Annotated in this window: 19 protein-coding genes; 4 read left to right on the top strand and 15 right to left on the bottom strand. The window is 69.6% G+C overall.

Annotated elements, in window-relative coordinates; translation table 11 throughout:
- From KZ829_RS33170 to KZ829_RS33220, 11 genes are all read right to left on the bottom strand, one after another.
- Positions 1-292 (bottom strand): RICIN domain-containing protein (locus tag KZ829_RS33170; RefSeq protein ID WP_220147787.1); only part of this gene is annotated, 292 nt, incomplete at its 3' end.
- 445 nt (positions 293-737) lie between these two features.
- Complete coding sequence (locus tag KZ829_RS33175) at positions 738-1952, bottom strand: ABC transporter permease (RefSeq protein ID WP_220147788.1); 1215 nt, start codon at positions 1950-1952, stop codon at positions 738-740.
- The gene (locus tag KZ829_RS33180; RefSeq protein ID WP_220147789.1) at positions 1949-2620 is read right to left on the bottom strand and encodes an ABC transporter ATP-binding protein; all 672 of its coding nucleotides are present in this window, start codon (positions 2618-2620) and stop codon (positions 1949-1951) included. The genes KZ829_RS33175 and KZ829_RS33180 overlap by 4 nt, the downstream gene beginning before the upstream one ends.
- Positions 2617-3810, bottom strand: a complete 1194-nt coding sequence (locus tag KZ829_RS33185) for an efflux RND transporter periplasmic adaptor subunit (RefSeq protein ID WP_220147790.1) — start codon at positions 3808-3810, stop codon at positions 2617-2619. The genes KZ829_RS33180 and KZ829_RS33185 overlap by 4 nt, the downstream gene beginning before the upstream one ends.
- Positions 3800-4714 carry a hypothetical protein gene (locus KZ829_RS33190; protein WP_220147791.1) on the bottom strand — a complete coding sequence of 305 codons (915 nt, stop codon included), beginning with the start codon at positions 4712-4714 and terminating at the stop codon, positions 3800-3802. Before KZ829_RS33190 ends, KZ829_RS33185 begins: the two co-directional genes overlap by 11 nt.
- A gap of 102 nt (positions 4715-4816) precedes the next feature.
- Positions 4817-5239 carry a hypothetical protein gene (locus KZ829_RS33195; protein WP_220147792.1) on the bottom strand — a complete coding sequence of 141 codons (423 nt, stop codon included), beginning with the start codon at positions 5237-5239 and terminating at the stop codon, positions 4817-4819.
- 96 nt (positions 5240-5335) lie between these two features.
- Complete coding sequence (locus KZ829_RS33200; protein WP_220147793.1) at positions 5336-6121, bottom strand: AfsR/SARP family transcriptional regulator; 786 nt, start codon at positions 6119-6121, stop codon at positions 5336-5338.
- Between the two features lie 191 nt (positions 6122-6312).
- Positions 6313-8277, bottom strand: coding sequence for a right-handed parallel beta-helix repeat-containing protein (locus KZ829_RS33205; protein ID WP_220147794.1), 1965 nt, complete (start codon positions 8275-8277; stop codon positions 6313-6315).
- A 34-nt stretch (positions 8278-8311) separates the two neighbouring features.
- Positions 8312-9088 carry a carbohydrate ABC transporter permease gene (locus tag KZ829_RS33210; RefSeq protein ID WP_246636699.1) on the bottom strand — a complete coding sequence of 259 codons (777 nt, stop codon included), beginning with the start codon at positions 9086-9088 and terminating at the stop codon, positions 8312-8314.
- A gap of 50 nt (positions 9089-9138) precedes the next feature.
- Positions 9139-10125 carry a carbohydrate ABC transporter permease gene (locus tag KZ829_RS43495; protein ID WP_220147796.1) on the bottom strand — a complete coding sequence of 329 codons (987 nt, stop codon included), beginning with the start codon at positions 10123-10125 and terminating at the stop codon, positions 9139-9141.
- Between the two features lie 2 nt (positions 10126-10127).
- Positions 10128-11414, bottom strand: coding sequence for an ABC transporter substrate-binding protein (locus tag KZ829_RS33220; RefSeq protein ID WP_220147797.1), 1287 nt, complete (start codon positions 11412-11414; stop codon positions 10128-10130).
- 251 nt (positions 11415-11665) lie between these two features.
- Here KZ829_RS33220 and KZ829_RS33225 point away from each other — a divergent pair, with 251 nt between their 5' ends.
- Positions 11666-13186, top strand: a complete 1521-nt coding sequence (locus tag KZ829_RS33225; protein WP_220147798.1) for an alpha-N-arabinofuranosidase — start codon at positions 11666-11668, stop codon at positions 13184-13186.
- Positions 13187-13242: 56 nt separating this feature from the next.
- Here KZ829_RS33225 and KZ829_RS33230 read toward each other — a convergent pair whose 3' ends face one another.
- Positions 13243-14460 carry a pectate lyase gene (locus KZ829_RS33230; RefSeq protein ID WP_220147799.1) on the bottom strand — a complete coding sequence of 406 codons (1218 nt, stop codon included), beginning with the start codon at positions 14458-14460 and terminating at the stop codon, positions 13243-13245.
- 154 nt (positions 14461-14614) lie between these two features.
- Positions 14615-16933, bottom strand: a complete 2319-nt coding sequence (locus KZ829_RS33235) for a glycoside hydrolase family 9 protein (protein ID WP_220147800.1) — start codon at positions 16931-16933, stop codon at positions 14615-14617.
- Between the two features lie 183 nt (positions 16934-17116).
- On the opposite strand from KZ829_RS33235, the gene KZ829_RS33240 reads away from it, so the two are divergent.
- Positions 17117-18235 carry a glycoside hydrolase family 12 protein gene (locus KZ829_RS33240; protein ID WP_220147801.1) on the top strand — a complete coding sequence of 373 codons (1119 nt, stop codon included), beginning with the start codon at positions 17117-17119 and terminating at the stop codon, positions 18233-18235.
- A 9-nt stretch (positions 18236-18244) separates the two neighbouring features.
- On the opposite strand, the gene KZ829_RS33245 is transcribed toward KZ829_RS33240, so the two are convergent.
- A complete protein-coding gene (locus tag KZ829_RS33245; RefSeq protein ID WP_308285762.1) occupies positions 18245-18484 on the bottom strand; it encodes a hypothetical protein in 240 nt (79 codons plus the stop codon).
- Between the two features lie 201 nt (positions 18485-18685).
- Between KZ829_RS33245 and KZ829_RS33250 the strand changes: the two genes are divergently transcribed.
- Both KZ829_RS33250 and KZ829_RS33255 read left to right on the top strand, forming a co-directional pair.
- Positions 18686-19774 (top strand): hypothetical protein, encoded by a 1089-nt coding sequence (locus KZ829_RS33250; protein ID WP_220147802.1) that lies wholly within the window; start codon positions 18686-18688, stop codon positions 19772-19774.
- Positions 19775-19883: 109 nt separating this feature from the next.
- Entirely contained in the window at positions 19884-21371 is a 1488-nt protein-coding gene (locus KZ829_RS33255) for an MFS transporter (RefSeq protein ID WP_220147803.1), read from the top strand.
- A 426-nt stretch (positions 21372-21797) separates the two neighbouring features.
- On the opposite strand, the gene KZ829_RS33260 is transcribed toward KZ829_RS33255, so the two are convergent.
- Positions 21798-23957, bottom strand: a complete 2160-nt coding sequence (locus tag KZ829_RS33260; RefSeq protein ID WP_220147804.1) for a TerD family protein — start codon at positions 23955-23957, stop codon at positions 21798-21800.
- Positions 23958-24034: the final 77 nt, after the last annotated feature.

Genomic DNA, 24034 nt, shown 5'->3' on the forward strand with positions numbered 1-24034 from the left:
GCTTCGACCTGAGCCGGTAGAAGCCGCCGCCGGAGTCGACGAACTGCCACTGCTGCTGCGCCTGATCGTTACGCGTCCACTGGGTGATCCGGCCGCCGTCGGCGGTGGACAGGTTGTAGACGTCCAGCGCCTTGCCACTGGTGCGGTTGACCAGCACGTAGGAAGCGCCGGTGTCGATCGTCGCGGCGGACGCGGCGGACGTGGTCACCGCGACGGCGCCGCCGGCGGCGAGCAGGACCATCGCGGCCAGAGCGCCACGCCACCTTCCGTGGCGAGCTCGGGTGGATGTCATGAGCGGTTCTCCAAAAACCTCGGGGATGTACGGGGGAAAGCTCAGCGGACGCGGACGAGTCGCCACTGCCGGTTAGCGCGGGAACGTGCGGGGTCACGCCTCAAAGGGGTGGCGAGGCCGAATCCACGACCGCATAGAAAGCAATCTCCGAGAACGCTACCAAAGTGTCAACCGACATTGCCAGAGCCAATCATGACTAGCAACTTGCCATCAATGATCGCATGAATTACCAGTTCAAAGGCAGTTTCAATCACTGCGACCAGCGAGAGCGGGTCCATATAACAGATTTTCAAAAACCGGCTCTTCTCATCGTGCTGATATCGCTAACACGGTTCGGCGCGGTCATATCCGCATGACGCCGACCATCGGCGAACCGCTCACATAACAGATTTCGGCGAACTATCGGTCTCGCTGATCATGAAAGCCCGGCCGCGCGCCCGTGGAGTCAGCGGCGGAGGGCGTCGGCGGGTTCGATCCGGGTGGCCCGCCACGCCGGGTAGAGACCGGCCACGAGACCGGTGAGCGCGCCGGCCAGTGGGGCGGGCAGGACCGTGGCGGGCTGGAGGATCGGGGTCCATTCCCGGAAGAAGGCGACGGCCACCACGGCGGCGACGCCCACACTGGTGCCGATGAGGCCGCCGATCAGGCCGAGGGTGCCGGATTCGGCGAGGAAGTGGGCGGCCACGTGGCGCCGGCGGGCGCCGAGGGCGCGCCGCAGGCCGATCTCGCCGACCCGTTCCAGGACCGCCACCAGGGTGGTGTTGGCGATGCCGACCGCGCCGATGAGCAGGCAGACGGCGGCGAGGGCGAGGAACAGCGTGCCGAGGTCGGTGTCCACGCCCTCCCGCAACTGGCGGGGGTCGGGCGGCGTGACCGTCCTGAACCGGCCCGGCTCCTCCGGCCGCAGGGCCAGCGGCGCCTCGTCACCGACCTGCCGGGCGGCGCCGATCTCGGTGTCGATGATCGCCCGCGCCCCGGTGCCCGCGCCCCAGACGGCCTCCGCCGTGCCGGCCGGGACCACGGCCCCGAGCAGGGTGCCGGCCTCACGGTCGACGTCGTCGATGATGCCGATGACGGCGAACGGGGTGCCGCCGATGAAGACCGCCGGCTGTTCGTCGATCCAGGTGACGCCCAGCCGGCCGGCCGCGCCGGAGCCCAGCACCACGACCCGCTGGTGTTCGGCGTCGTGCCAGGGGTCGAAGATCCGGCCGGCGGCGAGGCGCGCGTGGATGGCGCGCAGGTATCCGGGTGAGGCGGCGAGCACCTTCACGTCCTCGCCGGGTTCCTGGGCGGTCGGCCGGCGGGCGGCGAGCGGGCCGGCATCCGTCACCTCCCACACCACACCGGCGCTGTGCACCCCGTTCAGCGCGGTCAGCCGTCGTTCCGCGTCGTCCGGGAACGCCGGTCCGGCGCCGGAGCGGCCGGCGGTGTCCTGAACGATCACCTCGGTGGCGACCAGCGCGGTGAAGCGGTTGCTGATCTGCCCCTCGACGGTGGTGGTCAGGCCGAGGACGGTGACGAACGCCGCGACGCCGAGCAGGGTGCCGAGCACGGTCAGGGCGGCCCGCCCCGGCCGGGCCAGCATGCCGGCGACGGCCTCGTCGACCACGTCCAGCGGGCTCAGCCGGGTGGCCGGCACCATCCGGTTCGCCCGGTTCACCGCAGGACCCCATCCTTGATCAGGACCGAGCGGTACGCCCGCGCGGCGACCTGCTGGTCGTGCGTGACCATGAGGACCGTCAGGCCGGCGACGTTCAGTTCGGCGATGAGCGCGAGCACGGCCGCCGCGTTGGCGCTGTCCAGGTTGCCGGTCGGCTCGTCGCAGAGCAGCAGGGACGGGCGGTTCACCAGGGCCCGCGCGATCGCCACCCGCTGCGCCTCGCCGCCGGACAGGTGACCGGCCCGGGCGTACGCCCGCTGGGTGAGACCGACCCGGTCGAGGGTCTCGAGGGCGAGGCCGGTCCGCGCCCGCCGGCTCACCGCCGTGTAGATCATGGCCAGCTTGACGTTCTCCAGCACCGACCGGTGCCGCAGCAGGTGGAACGACTGGAACACGAAGCCGATACGCCGTCCGCGCAGCGCGGTCCGGTCGGCGTCGGCGAGGGCGGCGGTGTCGATGCCGTCGAGGCGGTACACGCCGCCGTCCGGACGGTCGAGCAGGCCCACCAGGTTGAGGAAGGTGGACTTGCCGGAGCCGGACGGGCCGGTCACGGACACGTACTCCCCCGCGGCGACGGTCAGGTCGGCCTCCCGCAGCGCCGGCACCGGGGGTGGGCCGGGATAGGAGCGGGTCACCCGGGCGAACTCGACGACCGGCGGCGTGGTCACCCCGTACCGTCCGGGATGCCGCCGACCGCGACCCGGTCGCCTTCGGTGAGTCCGTCGCCGCTGACCTCGACGAATCCGCCGGCGGACGCGCCGGTCCGGACGGTGACCGGCCGGCGCCGGTCGCCCTCCGGCACCCGGAGCACCTGGGTCGAGCCGTCCGCGGCCGAGAAGATCGCCGAGACCGGTACGACGAGGACGGCCTGCCCGGTGGTGGCGGCGGTGACGGTGAGGCGGACGTCCTCGCCGGCGAAGTTCGACGGCAGCGCCTTCGTGGCGCCCACCGTGATCGGGTGGCCGGCCTCGGCTCCGGCGCCCGGCTTCAGTTCGCCGATCGACGCGACCTCGCCGGTGACGGTGCGCCCGGTGGTCTCGTTGAGGATCTGCACCGGCATGCCGGTCTCCACCAGTTCCCGGTCGGCGGGCGCGAGGCTGCCGCGGACCACCATGTCGCCCACCGAGAGGGTGAGGATCGCGTCGCGGACCTCGGCGCCAAGCCCGGCCCTGACCGCGGACACCCGGGCGGGCAGCGACCTGACGTAGTAGACCTCGCTCATCGGCAGGTAGGCGGCGCGACTCGCGGCCGTCGTGGGTGACGCGCTCGGCGCCGCCGTGGTCGTGTCCGGCTGTTCCGCCTCCTCGACCGGCGGGTCGTAGTCGCGGGCCTGGTACATCCTGCGGATCGCGCGTTCGGTGGAGGCGCCGAAGACCCCGTCCCGGTCGGTGACGCGGTAACCCAGCCCGCTCAGCGCCGCCTGCAACTGGTCGACGTCCGAGCCCTTCATCCCCCGGTGGATGTCCCGGTACGGCGGCACCACACCCTTGAGCGCGATGACCGGCCGCCCGGAGATCTCCGCCAGCACCGTGCCCGCCTCGACCCGGGCGCCCGCCTTGACCGTGCGCCGCGAGATGACGGCCCGCCCCGCACCGGGCACCGGCCGGACGTCGAGCGCCCGGTCCGGTTCGACGGTGCCCCGCAGCACCACCGCCTGCTGGAGCACCCGCCGCTCCACGGTCGCCGTGATCAGGCTCGGCGCGGGCGGGGCGGCCTCGGCGGCGGCCTGCTGCGGCGACTTGATCAGGGTGGAGGCGCCCAGACCGGCGATCGCCATCACCACCGCCCCGGTGACCACACCGATCAGGAACCGGCGCCGCCCGCGCAAGGGTTCGGCGGGAGCCGGGCTACCGTCCACTCAGCACCGTCGCCGCGTTCTTCAGCGCTTCCTGGGTGTGCTGGTGTGCGGTCTCCAGCCGCTCCGCGTTGACCTCCACGATCTGCTGCTGGTAGGCGCTCAGGATTGAGGTCATCTGGTCGAGGTAGCCGACCTTCCGCTTGCAGCGCACGTCCGCGACAGCGGTGTTGATCTCCGTCTTCGAGGCGGCGGCCTTGTCGTCCTTCCACCAGCGCGCGTCGTTGTTCGCGTCGTCCGGCTTGGCGTAGCGGTAGCCGGACTCCTTCATGCAGGCGCTCCAGCCGGCGGCCACCTTGAGCGCGCGAGCGTCGGCGAAGGTGCGCGCGGCCGCCTCGTTCGTCAGGTCCTCGAGCCAGGCGTCCTCGTCGAGGTTCCAGGCGATCCTGCGGTGGCCCTCACCGAGACAACCCCCTTCCGGTACGCCGTCCGGCGCCTTCTCCCCCGGTGCGGCGCCCAACAGGATCACGGCCTGGTCGTCGGTGAGCGTCGTACGGTCGCGGTCGGTCTGCGTGTGGTCGCCGGCGCGCTGCGGATCGTCGTGGTACCCGGCCCGCTTCGCCACCGCCTCGTCGATCAGGCCCAGCCGGTTCGTCCGGTCCCGCAGCGCGTTGAGCTCGACGCGCTCACCGAACTTCCAGGTGACGCCGAACCGTTTCATGCAGTCCGCGGCCACCGCCTTGGAGGCGTAGTCGAGGTCGATCAACTGGTCGATCGTGGTGGTGTACCGGTCCAGTGGCAGCTTCACGTCGTTCAGATTCGACACCGAGGGCGTGGCGGTCACCGGGGGAGGCGGGAGCGAGGCGGCGGACGCCGGCGACCCGCCCGGGTTGTCCTGATCACCGGAACATCCGGCGGACCCAAGAAGGCCGGCCGCCACCACGGCCGCGGCGAGAACACGTTTCATCGGTACGCTCCACTCGTCATCTTCCCGTTCTTCCCGCCTCGATCGCCGGCGGGACGGCACGTGGGCCGCCCGCCGGCTTCGGTCACCGTTGCGACCCTGCGGTCAGCACGACCACGTGTGCGTGGACATGACCCTGTCGTAGGTGGTGTCGATCAGGGTCCGCCCCACACCGCCGGGGACGATCTTGATGACCTTGGTGCTGTTGGAGATGCTGCCGTAGTTGTTTCCCCACGCCGCGGTGCACGAGCTGCCCCTGGACGTGAGCCCGCGGCTGTTGTTGTCGACCAGAGCGCCGGTTCTCGGGTAGTAGTTGTTGCTGAGATTGGTGTCGGTGCCCTCGTAGTCCCAGCCGGCGATCTCCCAGATGTCGCCCTGCCAGATGCAGGACTCGGAGGGCTCACAGGTGCCGTTGAAGTTGGTGTTCGCGGATGCCGGCATCGACGTCGCGAACAGGACGGCGCTGGACGCCAAGCCGGTGACGGCTACCGCGCGCACCCAGCGCGCGGTCGAACTGGCCTGAGACAAGCTGTCTCCCTTCCCCGTGCGGAGCGGAGTCGCTCCGCCTTCTCATGAGCCTCGGACCGCCCCGTAGGTTCCGAGGCAAGCCGGGCATAAGTAACGTCAGGCGACGCTGCGCGGGCGCTGAGTGATCAGCTTCAGGAGCTGTTCGGTCGACCGGCCGCCCCGGAGCAGCTCCCGCTGGAGGCGTTCGAGGCCCGGCGCGTGCAGGCCGGTCTCCTTCACCAGGTGGTGGCGGGCCTGCCGGAAGGTGATGGAGGTGGCCTCCACCAGCCGCCCGCTGAGCGCCTCGGCGACCATGAGCTGCAACCAGAACCGTTCGCGGTTCGGATGGAGCTCGGCCAGCCGCCGGGCCCGGGGCAGGGCGAACTCGATCTGCCCCGACTCCAGGCTGGCCAGCACCAGCGTCTCCTCCGCCTGGAAGCGCAGCTCCTCCAGATAGGCGGCCTCGGCGCGCAGCGAATGCACGTCCACCACGTCCGGCATGGCGTCGGCGCCGCGCCACAGATCGAGCGCCGCGCGGGCGGTCCGGGCCGCGCCGGCGGAATCCCGTGGCCACCGGCGCCGCGCCTCGTCCAGCAGCTCGCGGAACCGGTAGGCGTCGACGGCACACCGGTCCGGTGCGATCCGGTATCCCGCCGCGCTCGTCGGCAGGGTCCGCTCGGTCTCGTGCCGCAGAGCGCCGCGCAGCACCCGGATGTGCGAGCGCACCATCTGCGGCGCGTGGGACGGCCGGCTGTCGCCCCAGATCGATCGGACCAGCTGACCGGTGGACACCGGCCGCCCGGCAGCCACGACCAGGAGCGCGAGCACCTTGCGGCACTGCAACTGGAGGTCGGCCTTCACCCCGTCCGGCCGCAGGATCTCTACCGGTCCGAGAATTCCCACGTCAGGCCACTCTTGATCTCCGCTCACCGTCCAGACCCCCGTCTCGATGGGCACATCGATCACGGAGAATACACAGAGGACGGACGCCGTGGTGACCCGTCGGTAACAGAGCATCACGCGAGCTGGGCCGGCATCGAGAACCTCGAGGTTCTCGATGCCCGGCCCAGCTCCGCGCGGGCGGGGTGTGACGGTCACCAGACGCGTACGCGGCCGCTTCCCTCGGTGAGGCCGGCGAGCGGGCCCGCCGCGTACGTCCGGCCCGGCTCCTTGCGGAGGCCGGTCAGGTCGGTGTCGATGACGACGGGGCTGCCGTCGCGCTCCTCGAACTCGGCGTCGGCGAACCGGACCCGCTCCAGGTCTCGGCCGCCGATCGGGGCCAGGCCCGCGCCGTCGAAGCCGTCCGGCAGGTCGGTCACGAGGTAGACCTCGTCGCCCTCGGTGACGACGGTGGCGGACGCGCCGCCCAGGGTCACCGGGTCGCGTTCCCCGGCGAACGGGCGGGCGCCGGCGGCGTAGACGTTGCGCCGGGCGTACACGGCCTGTTTGACGTTGAGGAAGCGCTGGTGGTCGCCCTGTGGCTGCTCGTCGATGCGCTGGAGGTACTCCTCGAACGACGCCGGGTAGACGTCGTAGCCCGCGGTGCCCGCGAAGGCCGGGGACATGCCCTCGGGCATGGCGCCGTACGCCGTGTCGCGGTCGCCGCCGACGAACAGGTTGCCGATCCACCGGTCGTCGCCGCCGACGATGAACGCGTAGCCGGCCACCTGTGTGCTGTGCGGCCGGTGGTACGGCGTGGCCCGGTCCATCACCGGTTCGGCCCACACCGTGCCGCAGAGCAGGTTGTTGACGAACGCCCCGCCCTGGCTCCACAGCTCCAGCGACGCGGGCGACGCGAGGATGTTGTGGTCGACCAGGTGCGGCCCGTGGCTGACCTCGATGAACAGGTCCCGGTTGTTGTCGTGGTAGACGTTGCGCGAGACGCGGGTGCCCTGGGTCTGCCAGTCCAGCCAGGTGCCGAGCGAGCAGTCGTGGATCCGGTTGTGCCGGATCTCCACGTCGATGGCGGCATGCAGTTTGATGCCGCCGATCTCGTACCCGTAGAACTCGCGTTTGATCGCGATGTGGTGGATGTGGTTGTCCTCGATGGTGGAGAACACGCAGCCCAGGTGACCGACGATCCCGTTCTGCCCGCAGTCGTAGATGTGGTTGCGGCGGATCACGTGCGAGCCGATGTGCTCCCGGTCCCAGCCGATCTGCCGGGCCGAGAACACCGCCTCCAGCTGGTACTGGTAGCCGGGCTTGTCGCCGCGCTCGGTGGCCCAGTTGTGGCCGGTGGAGGCCTCCTTGCCGATCGAGATCGCCGAGCACTTCGCGTCGTGGATGACGTTGTCCTCGATGATCCAGCCCTTGGCCCAGTTCGGGCCGATGAGCCCCGGCTGGTCGGCGGTCGGCGGCGTCCACGGGGTGGCCGCCTGCGCCAGCTCGAAGCCGCGCACGGTGATGTAGTCCAGGTGCGGCACGAGCGGGTAGAACACCGACCGGCGTACGTTGATCTCGGCGAGTTCGGTGTTCGGGTCGGCGCCCTGGAAGTTCGCCCAGATCGTGGTGGCCTCGGCGCCGACCTCCGCGTGCCAGACCAGCAGGGTCTGCTCCGGGTTGCGGACCCGGTCGGTGACGCCGGTCCAGTTGTCGATCATCTCGAAGCGCTTCTCCGGGTTGGACACCTCGGCGCGGGAGCCCGCCTCGTAGAAGCCGAGGCCGTTGAGGTAGACGTCGCCCAGGTGCTTGCGGGGCTCCTTGCCGTCGTGCACGACCCAGTCGCCGGCGAGCTCCTCGGCGTACGGATTGAAGTCGCCGAAGAGGGTGTTCGGCACGCTCGCCCGCCACACCGTCCCGCCGTCGTTCTCCCAGCCGGTGATCCGCTCGGAGCCCTTGATGACGACGTGCTCGCCGTCGGCGGCCTGGTAGGTGATGCGGCGGTTGTCGCTGAGGCCGCCCCGCCGGGGTGTGACCCACTCGCGGTACTCACCGGCGTGCACGATCACGGTGTCGCCGGGCCGGGCCAGGTCGGCGGCCCGGTTGATGGTCCGGAACGGCCGCCCCTCGGAGCCGTCGCCGTCGTCGGATCCGGTGGTCGCCACGTGCAGCGATGTCATGTCGGTTGCCTTTCTGTCGTCACGTTGGGGCGGCTCATCCCTTGACCGCGCCGGTGAGGCCGCCGACGATGCGGCGTTCGAACAGGCTGAAGAAGATCAGCGCCGGAATCATCGACAATGAGGTGAACGCGAGAACCTTGGCCGTGTCGACCGAATATTCCGACGCGAACGCCTGCACGCCCAGAGGCAGGGTGAAGGTCTCCTGATCGTTCAGGATGAACAGCGGCAGCAGGTAGCTGTTCCAGCTGTTCACGAACGCGAGGATGCCGGTGGTGATCAGGCCGGGCACCGAGAGCGGGAGCACCATTCGCCAGAAGAAGCCGAGCCGGCTGCACTGGTCGATGGCAGCGGCCTCCTCGATCTCCCGGGGGATGGCCCGCAGGAACGGGACCAGGATGATGATGGTGGTGGGCAGCCCGAAGGCGATCTGGGGAAGCATCACGCCGGGCAGCGTGTTCACCAGGCCCAGGTTCTTGATCAGGATGTAGAGCGGCGTGATGGCGACCGTCGCGGGGAACATGAGACCGGCGGCGAACAGGGCGTACATCGCTCCCCGGCCGCGGAACCGGTAGCGGGCAAGCACGTAGCTCGCCATCACCCCCAGCCCGACGACGCCGATGGTGGTGATGACCGCCGCGATCGTCGAGTTGCCGACCTGGCGCCAGAAGGTCTCGCCGGCCAGCACGTCGGTGTAGTTGCTGAACACCCACGGGTCGGGCAGGCCCGCCGGGTCGGTGGTGATCTGCGAGTTGGTCCGGAAGCCGCCGATGATGATGTAGAGGACGGGTCCGAGCATGAGCCCGATGAGCATCAGGACACCGACATGGACGGCCGGATTACCCTGCCGTGATCTGGCCATTGCTACCGCCCTCCGGTGAGCGCGCCCTCGGTGTCCCGGCGCAGAACGAAACGCTGGTAGACGAGGGCGATGAGCATCGAGATGAGGAAGAGGACCACGGCCACGGCGTTGCCGTACCCGTAGTTGCCGGCGTTGCGGCCCTCGGTGACCATGTACGTCGCCATCGTCGAGGTGCCGGCGGTCGACGCGACGTACTGGCCCCAGATGATGTAGACGAGGTCGAACAACTGCAGCGCGCCGATGATCGACAGGAATGCCCAGATCCGGATGGTCGGGCCGAGCAGCGGCAGGGTGACCCGCCACTGGGTCTGCCAGTAGGTGGCGCCGTCGACCGCGGCCGCCTCGGACAACTCCTCCGGGATGTTCTGCATGCCGGCCAGGAAGAGGATCACCGCGAACCCGATGTACTTCCAGGTGAGGATCAGCATCAGGGTCCAGAGGGCGAGGTCCGGGTTCGCGAGCCAGTCCTCGGCCAGCCAGCCGAGGCCGATCGACCGCAGGACGTCGTTGACGGCGCCGTTGGTCTGGAGCATGAGACTCCAGGCGGTCCCGACGATGACCTCGGAGATCACGTACGGGACGAAGATGAGGACCCGGATGATCGACTGGCCGCGCATCCGGTGGTTGAGCAGCAGGGCGAGGCCGAGGGCGATCGGGCCCTGGATCAGCAGCGACAGCACGACGATCTGGCCGTTGTGCAACAGCGCCTCGTGGAACGCGGTGTCCGCCAGGATGGTCTTGTAGTTGTCGAGGCCGACGAAGTCGGTCGGCGGCCCGAAGCCCTTCCACCGGTAGAAGCCGTAGTAGGCGGCCATCAGCACCGGGAAGATGACGAAGCCGGCGAACATGAGGATCGCGGGGCCGGAGAGCGCCGCGATCTCGAGTCGCTGAGCCCAGCCGATGCCGCGCCGGCGGGGCCGCGCCGGGGGCGCCGGCTTTACGCCGCCCCCGTCGCGGACCCGGTCGGCGACGGTGAAACTGCCGGCCACTATCAGCCCTTCTTGGCCGCGTCGTTGACGGCCTGGATGATCCCGGCGACGTCTCCCTTGCCGGCGAGCAGGTTGACCACGCCGACGTTCAGGGCGTTGCCCACGTTCTGGCCGTAGATGGTGTCGAGCCACTGCGAGACGAACGGTGCCTTGTTGTAGGCGTCGAGAACGGCCTTGAGGTAGTCCTCGGTGACCGCGCCCTGGGCCTCCTTGCTGACCGGCAGCGCGTTGAAGGCCTTGTAGTAGCCCTCCTGCACGTCCTTGGTGAGGATGTAGTTGAGGAAGTCGGAGCACTCCTTGGGCGCGTCGGCCGAGCAGGAGTAGCCGTCGGTGCCGCCCATGATCGCCGCCGGGTCGCCCTGACCGCCGGGGACCGCCGGGAACGGGAAGAAGCCCAGGTCGGGCAGCGGCTTGGTGTCCTTGGTGAGCGAGGCGATGACGCCCGGGTCCCACGCGCCCATCAGTTCCATGCTCGCCTTGTAGTTGGCGACCAGGCCGGCCGAGCTGCCCGCGCCCTGCTGGGCGGAGGTGGTCAGGAAGCCCTCGTTGAACGGTTTGGTGTCGGCGAACGCCTTGAGGTTCTCGCCGGCCGTGGTCCAGCAGGGATCGCCGAAGTTCTTGTCCTTGGCGGCGGCGTCGAGCGCGGCCGGGGCGCAGGCCCGCAGCGCGAAGAAGTAGTACCAGTGGGCGGCCGGCCAGGCGTCCTTGGCGCCGAGAGCGACCGGCGTGCCGTTGGCTTTGAGTTTGGTGACGGCCTGGTTGAGTTCGTCCAGCGTGGTCGGGGGCGTCGTGACGCCCGCCTTCGTGAAGAGGTCCTTGCTGTACCAGAGACCCCCGGGAAGGATCGACACCGGTACGGCGTACGCCTTGCCGTCGACCTGTCCGGTCTTGAGGGCGGCCTCGCCGACGGCCTGCTTGGTCTCGGCGGTGATGTCGGCGGTGATGTCCTTGAGCTGGCCCGCCTCGACCATGGCGGCCATCTTGCCGCCGCCGCGCTGGAGGAAGATGTCGGGCGCGGAGCCGGAGTTCAGGGCGGTCTGGAGCTTGCCGTCCAGATCCTCGTTCTGCACCTGCTGAATCTTGATCTTGACATTCGGGTGGGCGGTCTGGAAGTCGGCCACCGTCTTGTCCCAGAAGTCCTTGCCGGGGCCGGTCGAGGCGTTGTGCCAGAAGTCCATCGTGACGTTGCCGCCCGAGTCCGTGCCGCCGTCGTCGCCGGTGCAGGCGGTCAGCCCCATGGCGGTCAGTGCTACCGCGGCAGCCACCGCAAGGGTCCTCTTGTATGTCATGAAAGCCTCATCTCTCGCGCCCGAAAGTTTCGGAGTAATTCCGGAAGATGCCGCCAAAGTTAAGAAGAGAGCAGGGCCCTGTCAAGGCGTTGGGCGTGACCCGATGTCACACGTGCGTAACGGCAATCGACTGATTACCGCCTCGAATATGGCGCACGAGAGAACGAGAGCAGCCGGAGACCGACGGAACTTTCGCTGGACTTTCGAAGGAATCGGCTTAAGCTGAGTGCCACTCTCGCGGAGGGCAGCGCATGACCATCGAAGCCGTCATCAACGTGGACCTCGACGGCCCGAAGATCAACCGGCATGTGTACGGGCACTTCGCCGAACATCTGGGCCGCTGTGTATACGGCGGGTTCTACGTCGGTGAGGACTCCGCCGTTCCGAACGCGGGCGGCATCCGGCTCGACGTCGTCGAGGCGCTACGGGAGCTGGGCATCCCGAATCTGCGCTGGCCGGGCGGCTGTTTCGCCGACGAGTACCACTGGCAGGACGGCATCGGGCCCCGCGCCGAGCGCCCCACGATGGTCAACACGCACTGGGGCGGCGTCGAGGAGAACAACCACTTCGGCACCCACGAGTTCATGGCCCTGTGCGAAATGCTCGGCGCGGAGCCGTACATCAGCGGCAACGTCGGCTCCGGGACCGTCCGGGAGATGAGCGAGTGGGTCGAGTACCTGACCCGTGACGGTGACTCCCCGATGGCGCGACTGCGGCGGGCCAACGGCCGTGACGAGCCGTGGCGGGTCCGGTTCTGGGGCCTGGGCAACGAGACCTGGGGCTGCGGCGGCAACATGAGCGCCGAACAGTACGCGTACGAGGCCCGCCGCTACGGCACCTACTGCCGCGACCACGGGGACAACCGGCTCTACAAGATCGCCGCGGGCGCCAACGCCGACGACTACGCCTGGACCGAGACGCTGATGAGGCAGATCGGGCACCTCGGCTGCAAGCGGGTCACGACCACCGCCTTCCACGCGCTCTCCGTGCACTACTACACGATCACCGGGCCCACCTGGGACGAGAAGGGCTCGGCCACGGTCTTCGACACCGGCGAGTACTACCGGACGATGGTGTCGGCGGCCCGCGTCGAGGAACTGCTCGCCGGCCACGCCGCGGTGATGGACTGCTACGACCCGAACAGGACCGTGGGCCTGGTCCTGGACGAGTGGGGCACATGGTTCGACGTCGAGCCCGGCACCAACCCCGGTTTCCTCCACCAGCAGAACACCCTGCGCGACGCGCTGGTGGCGAGCGTCCACTTCGACGTCTTTCACCGGTACGCCGACCGGCTCGTGATGGCGAACATCGCGCAGACGGTCAACGTGCTCCAGGCGATGATCCTCACCGACCCGGACTCGCACGCCATGGTCCTCACCCCCACCTACCACGTCTTCCGGATGAACCGCGGCCACCAGGACGCGACGTCGCTGCGGGTCGACTTCCGCGGCCCGCTGCCGTCCCGGCCGGTCGGCGACGCGACGCTGACCACCGTCTCGGCGTCCGCCAGCCGCAAGGACGGGCGGCTGCTGGTCTCGTTGTCGAACCTGGACGCGGACTCGCCCGCCGACGTGGAGATCGACCTGCGCGGCGGCACGGTCCACGACCTGGGCGCCCTGATCCTGACGTCGGCGGCGCCGCGGGACCACAACACCCCGCGGTCGCCGTCGACGGTGGCGCCACGGCCGTACGACGGGGCGTCCGTGACCGGCGGCCGACTGCGAGTGCACCTGCCGCCGCACTCGTTCGTCACCGTGAGCGGCGCCCTGTGAGCGCCTGTCCATGAAGACGGGCGCCCGCCTCGCGGTGGGCGCCCGTTCAACACTGTCTACTTACGAGTGATGTCGCTCTGGGTGACCTTGCAGTTGCTGTCGTTCCAGCCCTCGCCGAGGTACTTCGGCTCGCTGCCCTTGGCCACACCCTGGTACTTGCCGCACACCGTGGCGCTGGAGGCGTTGGTCAGGGTGACGCGGGTGATGGTGGCGGTGTCGCCCCAGTTGCTGTTGATGCCGGCGACCATGTCGATGTCGTTCAGCAGCACGTTGTCAATCTTGACGTGACGCTGGTACGAGTTCGTGCAGTTGCCACAGCCGCGGTACAGCTTGCCGGAGCCGCTCAGGTAGAAGCCGGAGATGCTGACCGTGCCGTTGCCGTTGTGCTGGAACGTCTTGTCGCTGCCGTTGCGAGCGCCGCCACCGATGACGTAGCTGGTGCCGCCGCCGGTGCCCTTGAAGGTCGCGGCGTCCTCGCCGATGTCGTTCCACCACACGTTGCGGATGGTGCAGGTGCCCTCGCAGTGCACGCCGTCACCGGCGGGCGAGCCGAGGATGACGTTCTGGAGGGTGCCACCGTTGGCGATCTTGAACATCGGGTCCTGGGACTCGTTCTGCGACCCGTCCCCGATGCAGCAGTAGGTCTTCATGCCACCGTCGAAGGTGCCGGAGACACTGACCGTGCCGGAGATCGACACCGTGCCGGCCGAGGACGGCCACGCACCGGTCGGGGTTCCCGGGTTGCTGGTCGGGCTCGTGGTGGGACTGGTGGTCGGGCCCGCGGTCGGGCTGCTGGTCGGGTTCGAGCCGCCGCTGGCGTACGTCTCGAACTCGGAGATCCGCGGCGCGGCCGAGGCGCTGGTGATCTCGAAGGTCAGCTTCTTCAGCGACGTCGAGGAGAAGTTGATGGTGCTCGGGCTGCCGCTGCCGCTGGCCAGGGAGGCGCCGGTGTCGGCGTTGAGCACGCGCCAGGCGCTGATCGAACCGCCGCCGGAGGCCTGCCGGATGACGGCCGAGGACACCGTCGTGGCGCTGCTCCACTTGACCGAGACGTAGCCGGTCGCGCTGGCCGGCGACCAGTAGGTGCCGGTGTTGCCGTCCCGGACGTTGCCGTAGCTGGTGCCGCTGGCCTTGCTGGAGCCGTCCGCACCCGCGCCGAGGCTGAGGTTGTCGGCGGCGAACGCCTGGACCGACGGCAGCGCCAGCGCGATCGCGGCACTCGCGGCCGCGGTCGCTCCGACGGCTATCCACCGTACGACGACTGGACGTTTCATCAGTTGCCCACCTTCATCTGGGGATTTGGTCGCGCCTTCAAGCGGGGGGAAAGCGCTTTCCTGGGCACGATAGAGGCTGATCGATGCAAAGACAAGCGACGGCGGTGAGGGCCTCTCCGGCCCTCACCGCCGTCGCTGATCAGTTTCAGACTTGTCAGGTCGTGGCGCAGGCCGTGCCGTTGAGGGTGAACGTGGTCGGCACCGGGTTCGAGCCGGTATGGGTGGCGTTGAAGCCGAAGCTGACGGTGCCGCCCGCGGGCAGGTTCCCGTTCCAGGAGGCGTTCGTGGCGGTCACCTGCGTACCGGACTGGGTGACCGTCGCGGACCAGGCCTGCGAGACCTTCTGGCCGGCGGTGTACGGGAAGGCCAGCGTCCACCCGTTGACCGCGGTGGACCCGTTGGTGATCGTCACGGTCGCGGTGAAACCGCTGCTCCAGTCGTTGGTGGAGTAGGCGACCCGGCATCCGGCGGGCGGAACCGACGGGGACGGGGAGACGGACGGGGACGCGGACGGGGAGACCGAGGCCGACGGCGAGACGGAGACCGAAACCGACGGCGAGGGCGACGGGTTCGTGCCGTCCGGCACCGTGCCCCACACCAGCGCCGACCCGTCGAACAGCGGCACACCGGTGTTCGGCCCCGCCACGGCCTGGTACGACGGGTCGTCGGCCGGGTCCCACACCCCACCCTCGGCGACACCGATCTTGAGCTGCACCTCCATCCGGTGCGCGGACTGCCCGGCCGGCGCGATGGTGTAGCCGGTGCAGTCCACCTCGACGTACCAGACGTCACCGGAGTGCTGCTTCGCCGTGGTCGGTCCCGGACATCCCTGGGTGTAGGGCGAGCTGACCTGCAACGCCGAGGCGTCGTCGCGGGTGAAGTAGTAGCGGAACTTCCCGGCGGTCAGTGCCCGGGCCGGGAACGCCGACCTGTTGTAGACGATCACCTTCACGCCGGTGGACCGGGTCTCGTTCTGCATGACCGTCGTCTCGACCGACAGCTCCGGGATGTCCGGCTTCTCAGCGACGGGGAAACCGGTCAGCGCCGCCCCGCCGTACTCGCCGTACAGCCGGGCCACGGCCGAGGTGAACCCGGCGTTGTAGTCGGTCGCCACCTCGTTCATCACGTAGTCGCCACGATTGTCGGTGTAGGCGTCATCCGGTGAGGACGGTCCGCCGACCAGCGCCCCGTACAGGACATGTCTGGTCTCGACCGGCACCTGCTGGCTGTCCCACCACGAGCCGTGCGCCGTACGGTGATGGGGGTTCTTCGGCGAATCGGCGCCGAACCCGATCACGTAGCTGGCGTTGCGCGGGTTGTCGCCGAGGGCGTAGTTGATCTGCCGCACCGCGAAGTCGTGGTAGCGCTGTTTGCGGGTGGCGTCGCTGAGGTGGTCGCTGTGCACGAGCGCGACGAACGCGGTGTTCGCGGCGTAGCGCAGCGCGCCCCACGAGTCGACGACCACCATGCCGCCCGGTGACGTCCGGACCTTCTCACCGTTGACGCCGACGGTGAACCAGTCGAGCCAGCGGTTCGCGTCGTCGAGATACTTCTGCTTGCCGGTCAGCTGGGCGAGCAGCACGTAGTTGCCGTACTGCTTGTTGTCCCACGAAATGGTCCATTTATACATCTTGGTGCTGGTTTGATTCTCGTTGCCCTGCGCGTCGTAGCCCGCCTCGGCCTTGGCCAGGTAGGTCGCGTCGCCGGTGGCCCGGTGCAGCCAGATCGCGCCCCACACCAGCTCGTCGGCGTAGCCGCTCCAGGACCGGTAGAACGACGTCGCGTCGGTGATGCACTCGTGGTAGCTCTTCCGCACCCGGTCGGCGAAGGAGTAGAGCTGCTTGGCGTGCGTGAGCAGGGTGTCCGCATAGGCCGGGTCGGTCGGGCGGAAGACCATCGAGCTCGCTGCCATCGCGGCCGCCGTCTCCGCCGCCAGCTCACTGCCACCACAGGTCGCATCGATCCGGTACGCCGGGCGCGCCATCGGGAGCACCTCGGCCGGCCCCCACCACTTGTGGTCGTCGTCGCCCTTGCCCACCTGCCCGTACAGGACGTCGGCCGAGGGGTGCGCCTTGATGAAGTAGTCGTTGGGCACGCGCAGGTTGTTGAGCAGGTGGGTGAGCTGCCCGGAGCCGGCGTAGGCGTCCCGGTTCTCCACGGCGCCCCAGGCCAGCATGGTGGTGGTGAAGGCCATCGGCAGACCGAACTTCACGTGGTCGCCGGCGTCGTACCAGCCGCCGGTCAGGTCGAGCCCGGCGGCGGCGCCGTCGGTCATCGCCGAGTCGCCGCGCCAGGACACCCGGTTCCAGGCCGGCTTCTTCCCGGACACCTGGGCCTCGTAGAACAGCAGCGATTTCTGGAGCACTTCGCCGTACCGATAGGGCGCGGCGGCCGCATCGGACGGGACGGCGGTCCAGAGCAGGCCGGCGCTGAGCACGGCGGCCGTCAGAACGGTGGCAAGTTTTCTTATCATGGCGGGCCCCACCTCGCGAGACAGTGACCGACATCGTTTCATGGGAGCGCTCCCAATTTCAAGATTGTGTCCACGGTGTTAGCATCCGACTACTGCCGCATAGATGTTCGTGGAAGTCGCGATCCCCACGTCGAAGCGCTTCGACGACGCCGTGCGGTTCCCCCTACACCAGATGGGAAGCACATGAGAAGACGCAAGATCGCGCTCTCCGTGACCGCCGCGGCGCTGCTCACCAGCGCGGCGGCCGTCGCCACCGCCCTCCCCGCGTCCGCCGCCGCCGGCTGCCGGGTCGCCTACACGGTGAGCAGCTCGTGGCAGGGCGGCTTCGGCGCCAACGTCACGATCACCAACCTGGGCGACCCGCTCACCTCGTGGACGCTGGTCTGGTCCTACTCAGCCGGCCAGAAGGTCACCCAGGCCTGGAACACCAGCCTCACCCAGAGCGGCTCGACGGTCACCGCCAAGAACGCCGGCTACAACGGCTCGATCGCCACCAACGGGACCGCGTCGTTCGGGTTCAACGGCTCGTGGACCGGCAGCAACCCGGTGCCCACCGCCTTCACCCTCAACGGAACCGCCTGCACCGGCGGCGTGACCAACCCGACCACGTCGCCGACCACCTCGCCCACCACCTCGCCGCCGTCCACCGGTGTCCCGTCCGACGCGGTCTGGTCCGGCTCCGGGCAGTGGGACAACTGGACCAGCAACGGCTACACCGTCTACAACAACATCTGGGGATCCGGCGCCGGCACGCAGACGGCCTGGGCCCGGACGACGAGCAACTGGGGCGTGATCGCCAACCACCCGCGCACCAGCGGCATCAAGTCCTACCCGAACGTGAGCTACACGCTCAACCGGACGCTGAGCTCGCTGAGCACGCTCAACAGCTCGTACAACGTGACGGTGCCGGCCGGCGGGGACTTCGTGACCTCGTACGACATCTGGGCCAACAACAACGCGTACGAGATCATGATCTGGACCAACAAGCTGGGCGCGGTGGGCCCGATCGCCGAGCAGTACGACGCCAACGGCGCGGTGCCGTCCGCCCGGGACGTCAACGTCGGCGGCGCCACCTGGAACATCTACCGCGGCTCGAACGGCGTCAACACGGTCTACTCGTTCGTCCGTACGTCCAACAGCAACTCCGGCACGCTCAACGTGCTCGCCATGCTGAACTGGCTGCGCACCAACAACTGGTGGGGCGACGTGACCCTGGGCCAGTTCCAGTTCGGCTACGAGATCTCCGGCACCGCCGGCCAGGCCGCCTTCACCACCAACAGCTACAACCTGAGTTTCAGCTGACCCGGCGGATCAGTAGGCCCGCGGCGCACCCATGCCGCGGGCTCCCCGCGTGCGTGAGTAGGCGCTGGCCACCAGATGGGTCAGGTCGAGCAGGCCGGCGAAGACCACCCAGAACCACTCCCAGCCGACGAGACCCACGCCCGGCGTGTAGAAGATGACGTAGAGCAGAGTGGCGAACGGGAAGAAGATCAGGCCCAGCAGCGGCCAGATCCACCCCTCGAAGGCGGCGTCGACCAGCCTCGGCCGCACCAGCCAGATGATGAACAGAGCCAGACGCGGAAAGATCCCCGCGAAGATGGCGAACAGGCAACCCATCTGAACCCCGCTTCCTCGAGGAGCCCAGACTGCGGGGGCCCAGGATGGCCCGCCTCATTCGCGGCGGATGAGAACCGGTCACGTTCACCCCGTCCGGATGATCCGCGCATCGGGCCGGGCCGATGTCATGGACCAGTGACAGCCTCTGCGACGACGGTTCTGCTGCTGGTGGTGGGTGCGCGCTTCCTCGTACCCCTGCTGATCCCGCGCTTTCCGCTTCCGGCGATCGTCGCGGCGCTGATCCTGGACGGCATCGACCAGACGGTCTTCCAGGCGTTCGGGTTCGACCCGCCCGGCTACCAGGGCTACGACAAGGCGATGGACGTCTACTACCTGGCGATCGCCTACCTGTCGACGCTGCGGAACTGGACCAGCGGGCCGGCCGTGCGGGTCGCCCGGTTCCTCTACTTCTACCGGCTGATCGGGGTGGTCGCCTTCGAGCTGACCCAGTGGCGGGAGCTGCTGCTGGTCTTCCCGAACACGTTCGAGTACTTCTTCATCGCGTACGAGACGTACCGCCTCTTCTGGGACCCGGCGCGGGTCACGCTGCGCCGCTGGATCATCACGGCGGCCGCGATCTGGATCTTCGTGAAGCTGCCGCAGGAGTGGTGGATCCACGTCGCACAGCTCGACTTCACCGATACGGTCGCCGAGGTTCCGTGGTTCGGCCCCGCGGTGGTCGCGGCCCTGATCCTGCTCGGCCTGATCTACTGGTATGCGATACGCCCGCGACAGCCCGCACCGGACTGGCAGTGGCACGTCACCGCCGATCCGCTGCCCGCCGGAGCCCTCACCGTGGCCGACCGCAACCGGTGGGTCGCCGAACACGGCCGGCTCCTGTCCACCGCGACACTGGAGAAGGTCACCCTGATCGGCCTGCTGTGGGTGATCTACGCCCAGGTGCTGCCCGGCACCACCACCACGCCGATCCAGCTGTTCCTCGGCACCAGCGTGTTCGTCCTCGCCAATGCCGCCGTCAACCTCCTCGCCGCCCGGTCGGCGCGCGGTGTGGAACGGACGCTGCTGGCGTTCGGCGTACGCGTACTGATGAACGTGGGTCTGATGTTCGTCGCCGAACGGCTGGCCAGCGCTGACGGCCGGCAGTTCGACTCGTCCGCGGCGCTGTTCTTCGTCCTGTTGCTCAGCCTGCTCACGCTGCTCGACGACCGCTACCGGCCGATCCACGAGGTGCGCTTCGCCACCACACCCACCCGTGTCCCCTAGCTTTGCTCGTGTCCTCCAGCTTTGCTCGTGTCCTCCAGCTTTGCTCGTGTCCTCCAGCTTTGCTTGTGTCCTCTAGCGGAACGCCGTTTCCCGACGGTAGGGTGCCCGCATGATCGGCCGAGCCAGGCGGACAACCGTGAACCTCAACGACGAATCCGAGCAGATCAGGCAGGTGCCGGCCTACCCCGGGCGCCCGCCGGTCAGCGTGCGCCGCGGCGCCGCGGCGCCCTTCGGATGGTGGCCCGCCATCTGCATCGCCCTCGTCGCCGCCATCGACCGAGTCGAATACAACCTGCTGGCCGGCGCGCTCCCGACGATCCAGAAGGAGTTCGGCTTCAGCGACAGCGAGGGCGGCGCGATCGCCACCGCCGGCGCGATCGCCGCGATCATCCTGCTGCTGCCCGCCGGAAAGCTCGCCGACACCGGCAAACGCACCTGGACCGTCTCCGCGATCGTCGCCGTCTGGGCGCTGCTCACCATCGGCACCGGCCTGGCCGGCTCCTACGCCGCCCTCTTCGCGGTCCGGGTGCTGCTCGGCGCGGCCGGCCAGCTCTACAACCCGCCGTCGTCCAGCCTGCTCGGCGACCTCTACCCCGGCCCCGGCCGGGCCCGCGCCTACGGCTACGAACGCATGGCCTACTTCGCCGGCCTGCCCATCGGCGTCATCGCCGGCGGCGCGCTCGCCCAGACCGTCGGCTGGCGCACCGGCTTCTTCCTGGTAGCCGTCCCCGGCATCCTCATCGCCGCCCTCGTGCTCACCGTCCGCGAACCGGCCCGCGGCGTCGGCGACCAGCTATCCCGCTGGTACACCGACAGCTCCACCGAGCAGCCCTCATCCGCTCCAGCCGCCCCGATTCTATCCCCTCCAGCCGCCACGACTTCAACCGATCCAGCCGCCCCGATTCCATCCCCTCCAGCCGCCACGACTTCAACCGATCCAGCGGCCCCGATTCCATCCGCTCCGACCGCGCCGATGCGGATCCAACTGGCCGCTCTGCTCCGCATCCGCACGCTGCGCTCGGTGATCACCGGCCTGAGCATCCTCTTCTTCGGCCTGGGCGGCCTGTTCTTCTGGATGCCGTCGTTCTACGCCCGCGAATTCGCCCTGCCCGAAGCCTCCGCGGCGGCCATCGGCGGCGGCGCCGGCCTGGTCGGCATCGTCGCCGGCATCCTCACCGGAAGCTGGCTCGGCGACCGCCACCACGGACATCGGGTCGCCATCGGCGGCTGGTCACTGCTGTTCGGAACGGCCTTCCTCGCCGGCGCCGTCAGCGTCCCGGTCCTCGCACCGCAAGCGATCTGCTTCACCCTCGCCAACGTCGGCTTCGCCGCCGCCATCGCCAACCTGACCGCCGCCAACGCCGACGTCGTCGCCGCACATCGCCGCGGCCTCGGCTTCGCCGTGCTCCAGATGCTGGTCACCCTCGGCGGCGCCCTCGGCCCATGGCTGATCGGCCTGGCCTCCGACGCCAGCGGCTCACTGCGCTTGGCCTACACCGTCGTCCTCCTCCCCCTGGTCATCGGCAGCCTGATCGTCTTCCGCGGCCAGCGCACCTACCGCCAGGACGCGGCCGCCGCCCTCGGCACCGACCGATAAGGATCAAGCCCATATGCCCACCTGGCTGCCTGGTCACCCCGCGCCCCTCCCGGGGAGAACGGCCTGCGTGCCCACTCACCCTCACCCCAGCGGCTGACGCCGCACCCCAGCCCGACGCTCCGCCGCACAGAGCCGCCCGGCCGACCACGTAATCCCCCTCAGCGCTACATGCGCACCGACCCGGCGAGCCCGCCCGCAGCGTGCGCCCCGACCCGGCCGAATCCACCGGCGCACACGATCATCCTGGTGTGTGCACTGGGTTGGCCGAGGGCCGCAGCGGGTGCACACGCCAGGTGCGGCGTGTGCACCCACCCGGGCTGGGCCGAGGAGGGCGCGAGCGCTATCTGCCAGGATCCCCGCTTGCGCGGGGACACCCGAATCGAACGGAAGTAGGAGGAAGCGCTCGCATGACCTCGGCTGTCGTCGTTACGCGGGGATCAGCTCGGCGAGCCGGTCCAGGGTGTACACCTCCGAGCCGGCCGGCAGGCCCTCGGGCGCGTGGATGCCGATGAAGGTGACCGGCTCGTCCGGTGGCGTGCCGTCCCACAGGGTCACCTCGGTCCGCTCGCGCCAACGGTCGACGAGGTAGGACATGGTGAGGTAACGCCGCTCCATGAGCGCCCGCACCCGGTGGGCAGTGGTGAACGTGTTCTCCTCCACGCGGTTGAACGACGGCCAGCCCCGCAGGTAGAGGTGCAGCCACACCGCCTGCCACCCCTGCCCGGACTTGACGAACACCACCGGCAGCGCGATCCGGCCCTTGCCGCGCATCTGCGAACGCGACCGCACGGTCCGCGCGTCGAACGGGGCGCCCCGCTGCTCCGGCGACCGGCTCTGGTAGCCGAACATCGACTCGGCGACCTCGTCGAACGACTCCCCCGCATAGATGTTGACCTGGGGAACCACATACCGCCCGGCGATGCTCAGCGGCACGTCGATGAACTCGGTCGCACCGTTCGCCGCCTCGGTGAGGTCACCGGAGTGCACCACCCCGTCGTGGCGGTAGTTCGTCCAGGAGACCTGGCCCGCGGTCTGGAAGTCGTCGTCGAGCAACTGGACCGACAGGTCGTAGTCGGTGCGCCGGCTGTCCTGCCGCCAGTACATGAAGAACCGCAGCAGCTCACCGGAGACCGTCGCCCGAGAGCCCCGGGGCAGCACCGCGAAGCCGCCCTCCGACGCCTTGCCGGACAGCGGCAGGGCGACGTCGAGCACCTCCGGGTCGACCACGAGCGGCCGCTCCCACACCGGCAGCCGAGCACCGATCTCCGCGTCGAGCAGCGCGGACAGTTCCGTCACCAGGTCGGCCGGCAGCGGTGCCCGCCGGTCCGGCCCGACCCACGCGCTGCGCGACCGGCTCGCGTACATCCGGGCCGACGCCGGCGTCAGCCGGTTGCCGACATGCTCACGCAGCGAGCACAGCACCCGGGCCGACGCCGAACCGAACGCACCGGTGACGGCCTCGACCACGGCGGCGCGTTCCGCCCGCGGCGCCAGACGCAGCAGCCGGTCGGCGGAACGCAGCAGCAGACCCGGCGCGGACGACAGGACCGACGCCGCCGAAACGACGGCCCCGGCCTGGATCGCCGACTCGGCACGCCCGGCGAGATTGCGCACCTTGCGCTCGCCGCGCGCGACGGCGAACACCTCACGGGCGTGCGGCCACTGCTCGTACTCATGCGGGTGCAGCCGTTCCCCCAGCCGCTTCCACCGCTCGGCGTAGCGGCCGATGTCGCCCAGCTTGGCCGGGCTCGCGGCGACGACCTGGTCGAGCGCGGCCAGCAGGACCCGCCGCTCCGGGCGCCGGAAGGACCGGAACCGGGTGGCGGTCGCGAGCGAGACGTCTCCACCGGACACGTGGCAGGCCAGGCGCAGCACATCGGTCGTGCTGTCCACACCGGCCAGTGGCCGGCCGAGGGAGAGCCGAACCCCGTTGAGCACCGCACGGTTCTCCCGCACCGGGATCTCGGCCGGCTGGGCGGCGTCCGCACAGGCGGACGCGAGCTCACCGAGGATCGACAGGTCGGCCTCGCCGAGCGGGGTCGTGCCGCCGGCCAGCGCGAGGTAGAGCCGCTCCGCCTCGACCTCGGCGGTGTCGCCGAGCCGCAGCAGGGTGACCCGGTCGCCGGCGCCGGCGATCAGGTCGTCGTGGAGGGCGAGCATGTCCGCCCACGTGTGCTGACAGGCGCCGTAGCCGGGGAGATCGAGCAGGTTGATGCCACCGGCGCGGACCACGTCGCGCAGCTGCTCGCCGGTCGCCGTGCCACCGCCGGTGAGGACGGCGGCCCGCAGCCGCTCGGCCCAGAACTCGATCGTGTCCGGCACGCCCTCCGGGAAGCCGATGAAGTAGGGGTTGTGCCGCACGTGGTCGCCGACCAGCTCACGGACCGCGGACACGACCGTGGCAGCGAGGTCCATCGCTGGGCCGGGCGCCAGGGCGCCGAGGTGGTCGAGCAGGTCGCGCGACGCGGCGAACCCGACATCCAGCAGTGCCGCGTCCAGCTGCCGGGCGACGCCCGACCCGTCGCCTGCCGTGCCGGTGCTCGCCGGCACGCGCAGGGTCTTCTGGATGATCAGCTTCTCGAGCATGCGGCCCTCCGTTCCGCTGGTGGTGGCCCTCGACAGGGCAGCAGACCGGACGCCGGAGACCGGCGGCCTACAACTGC

It is taken from the genome of Actinoplanes hulinensis (assembly GCF_019429605.1).
Taxonomy (GTDB): Bacteria; Actinomycetota; Actinomycetes; order Mycobacteriales; family Micromonosporaceae; genus Actinoplanes; species Actinoplanes campanulatus.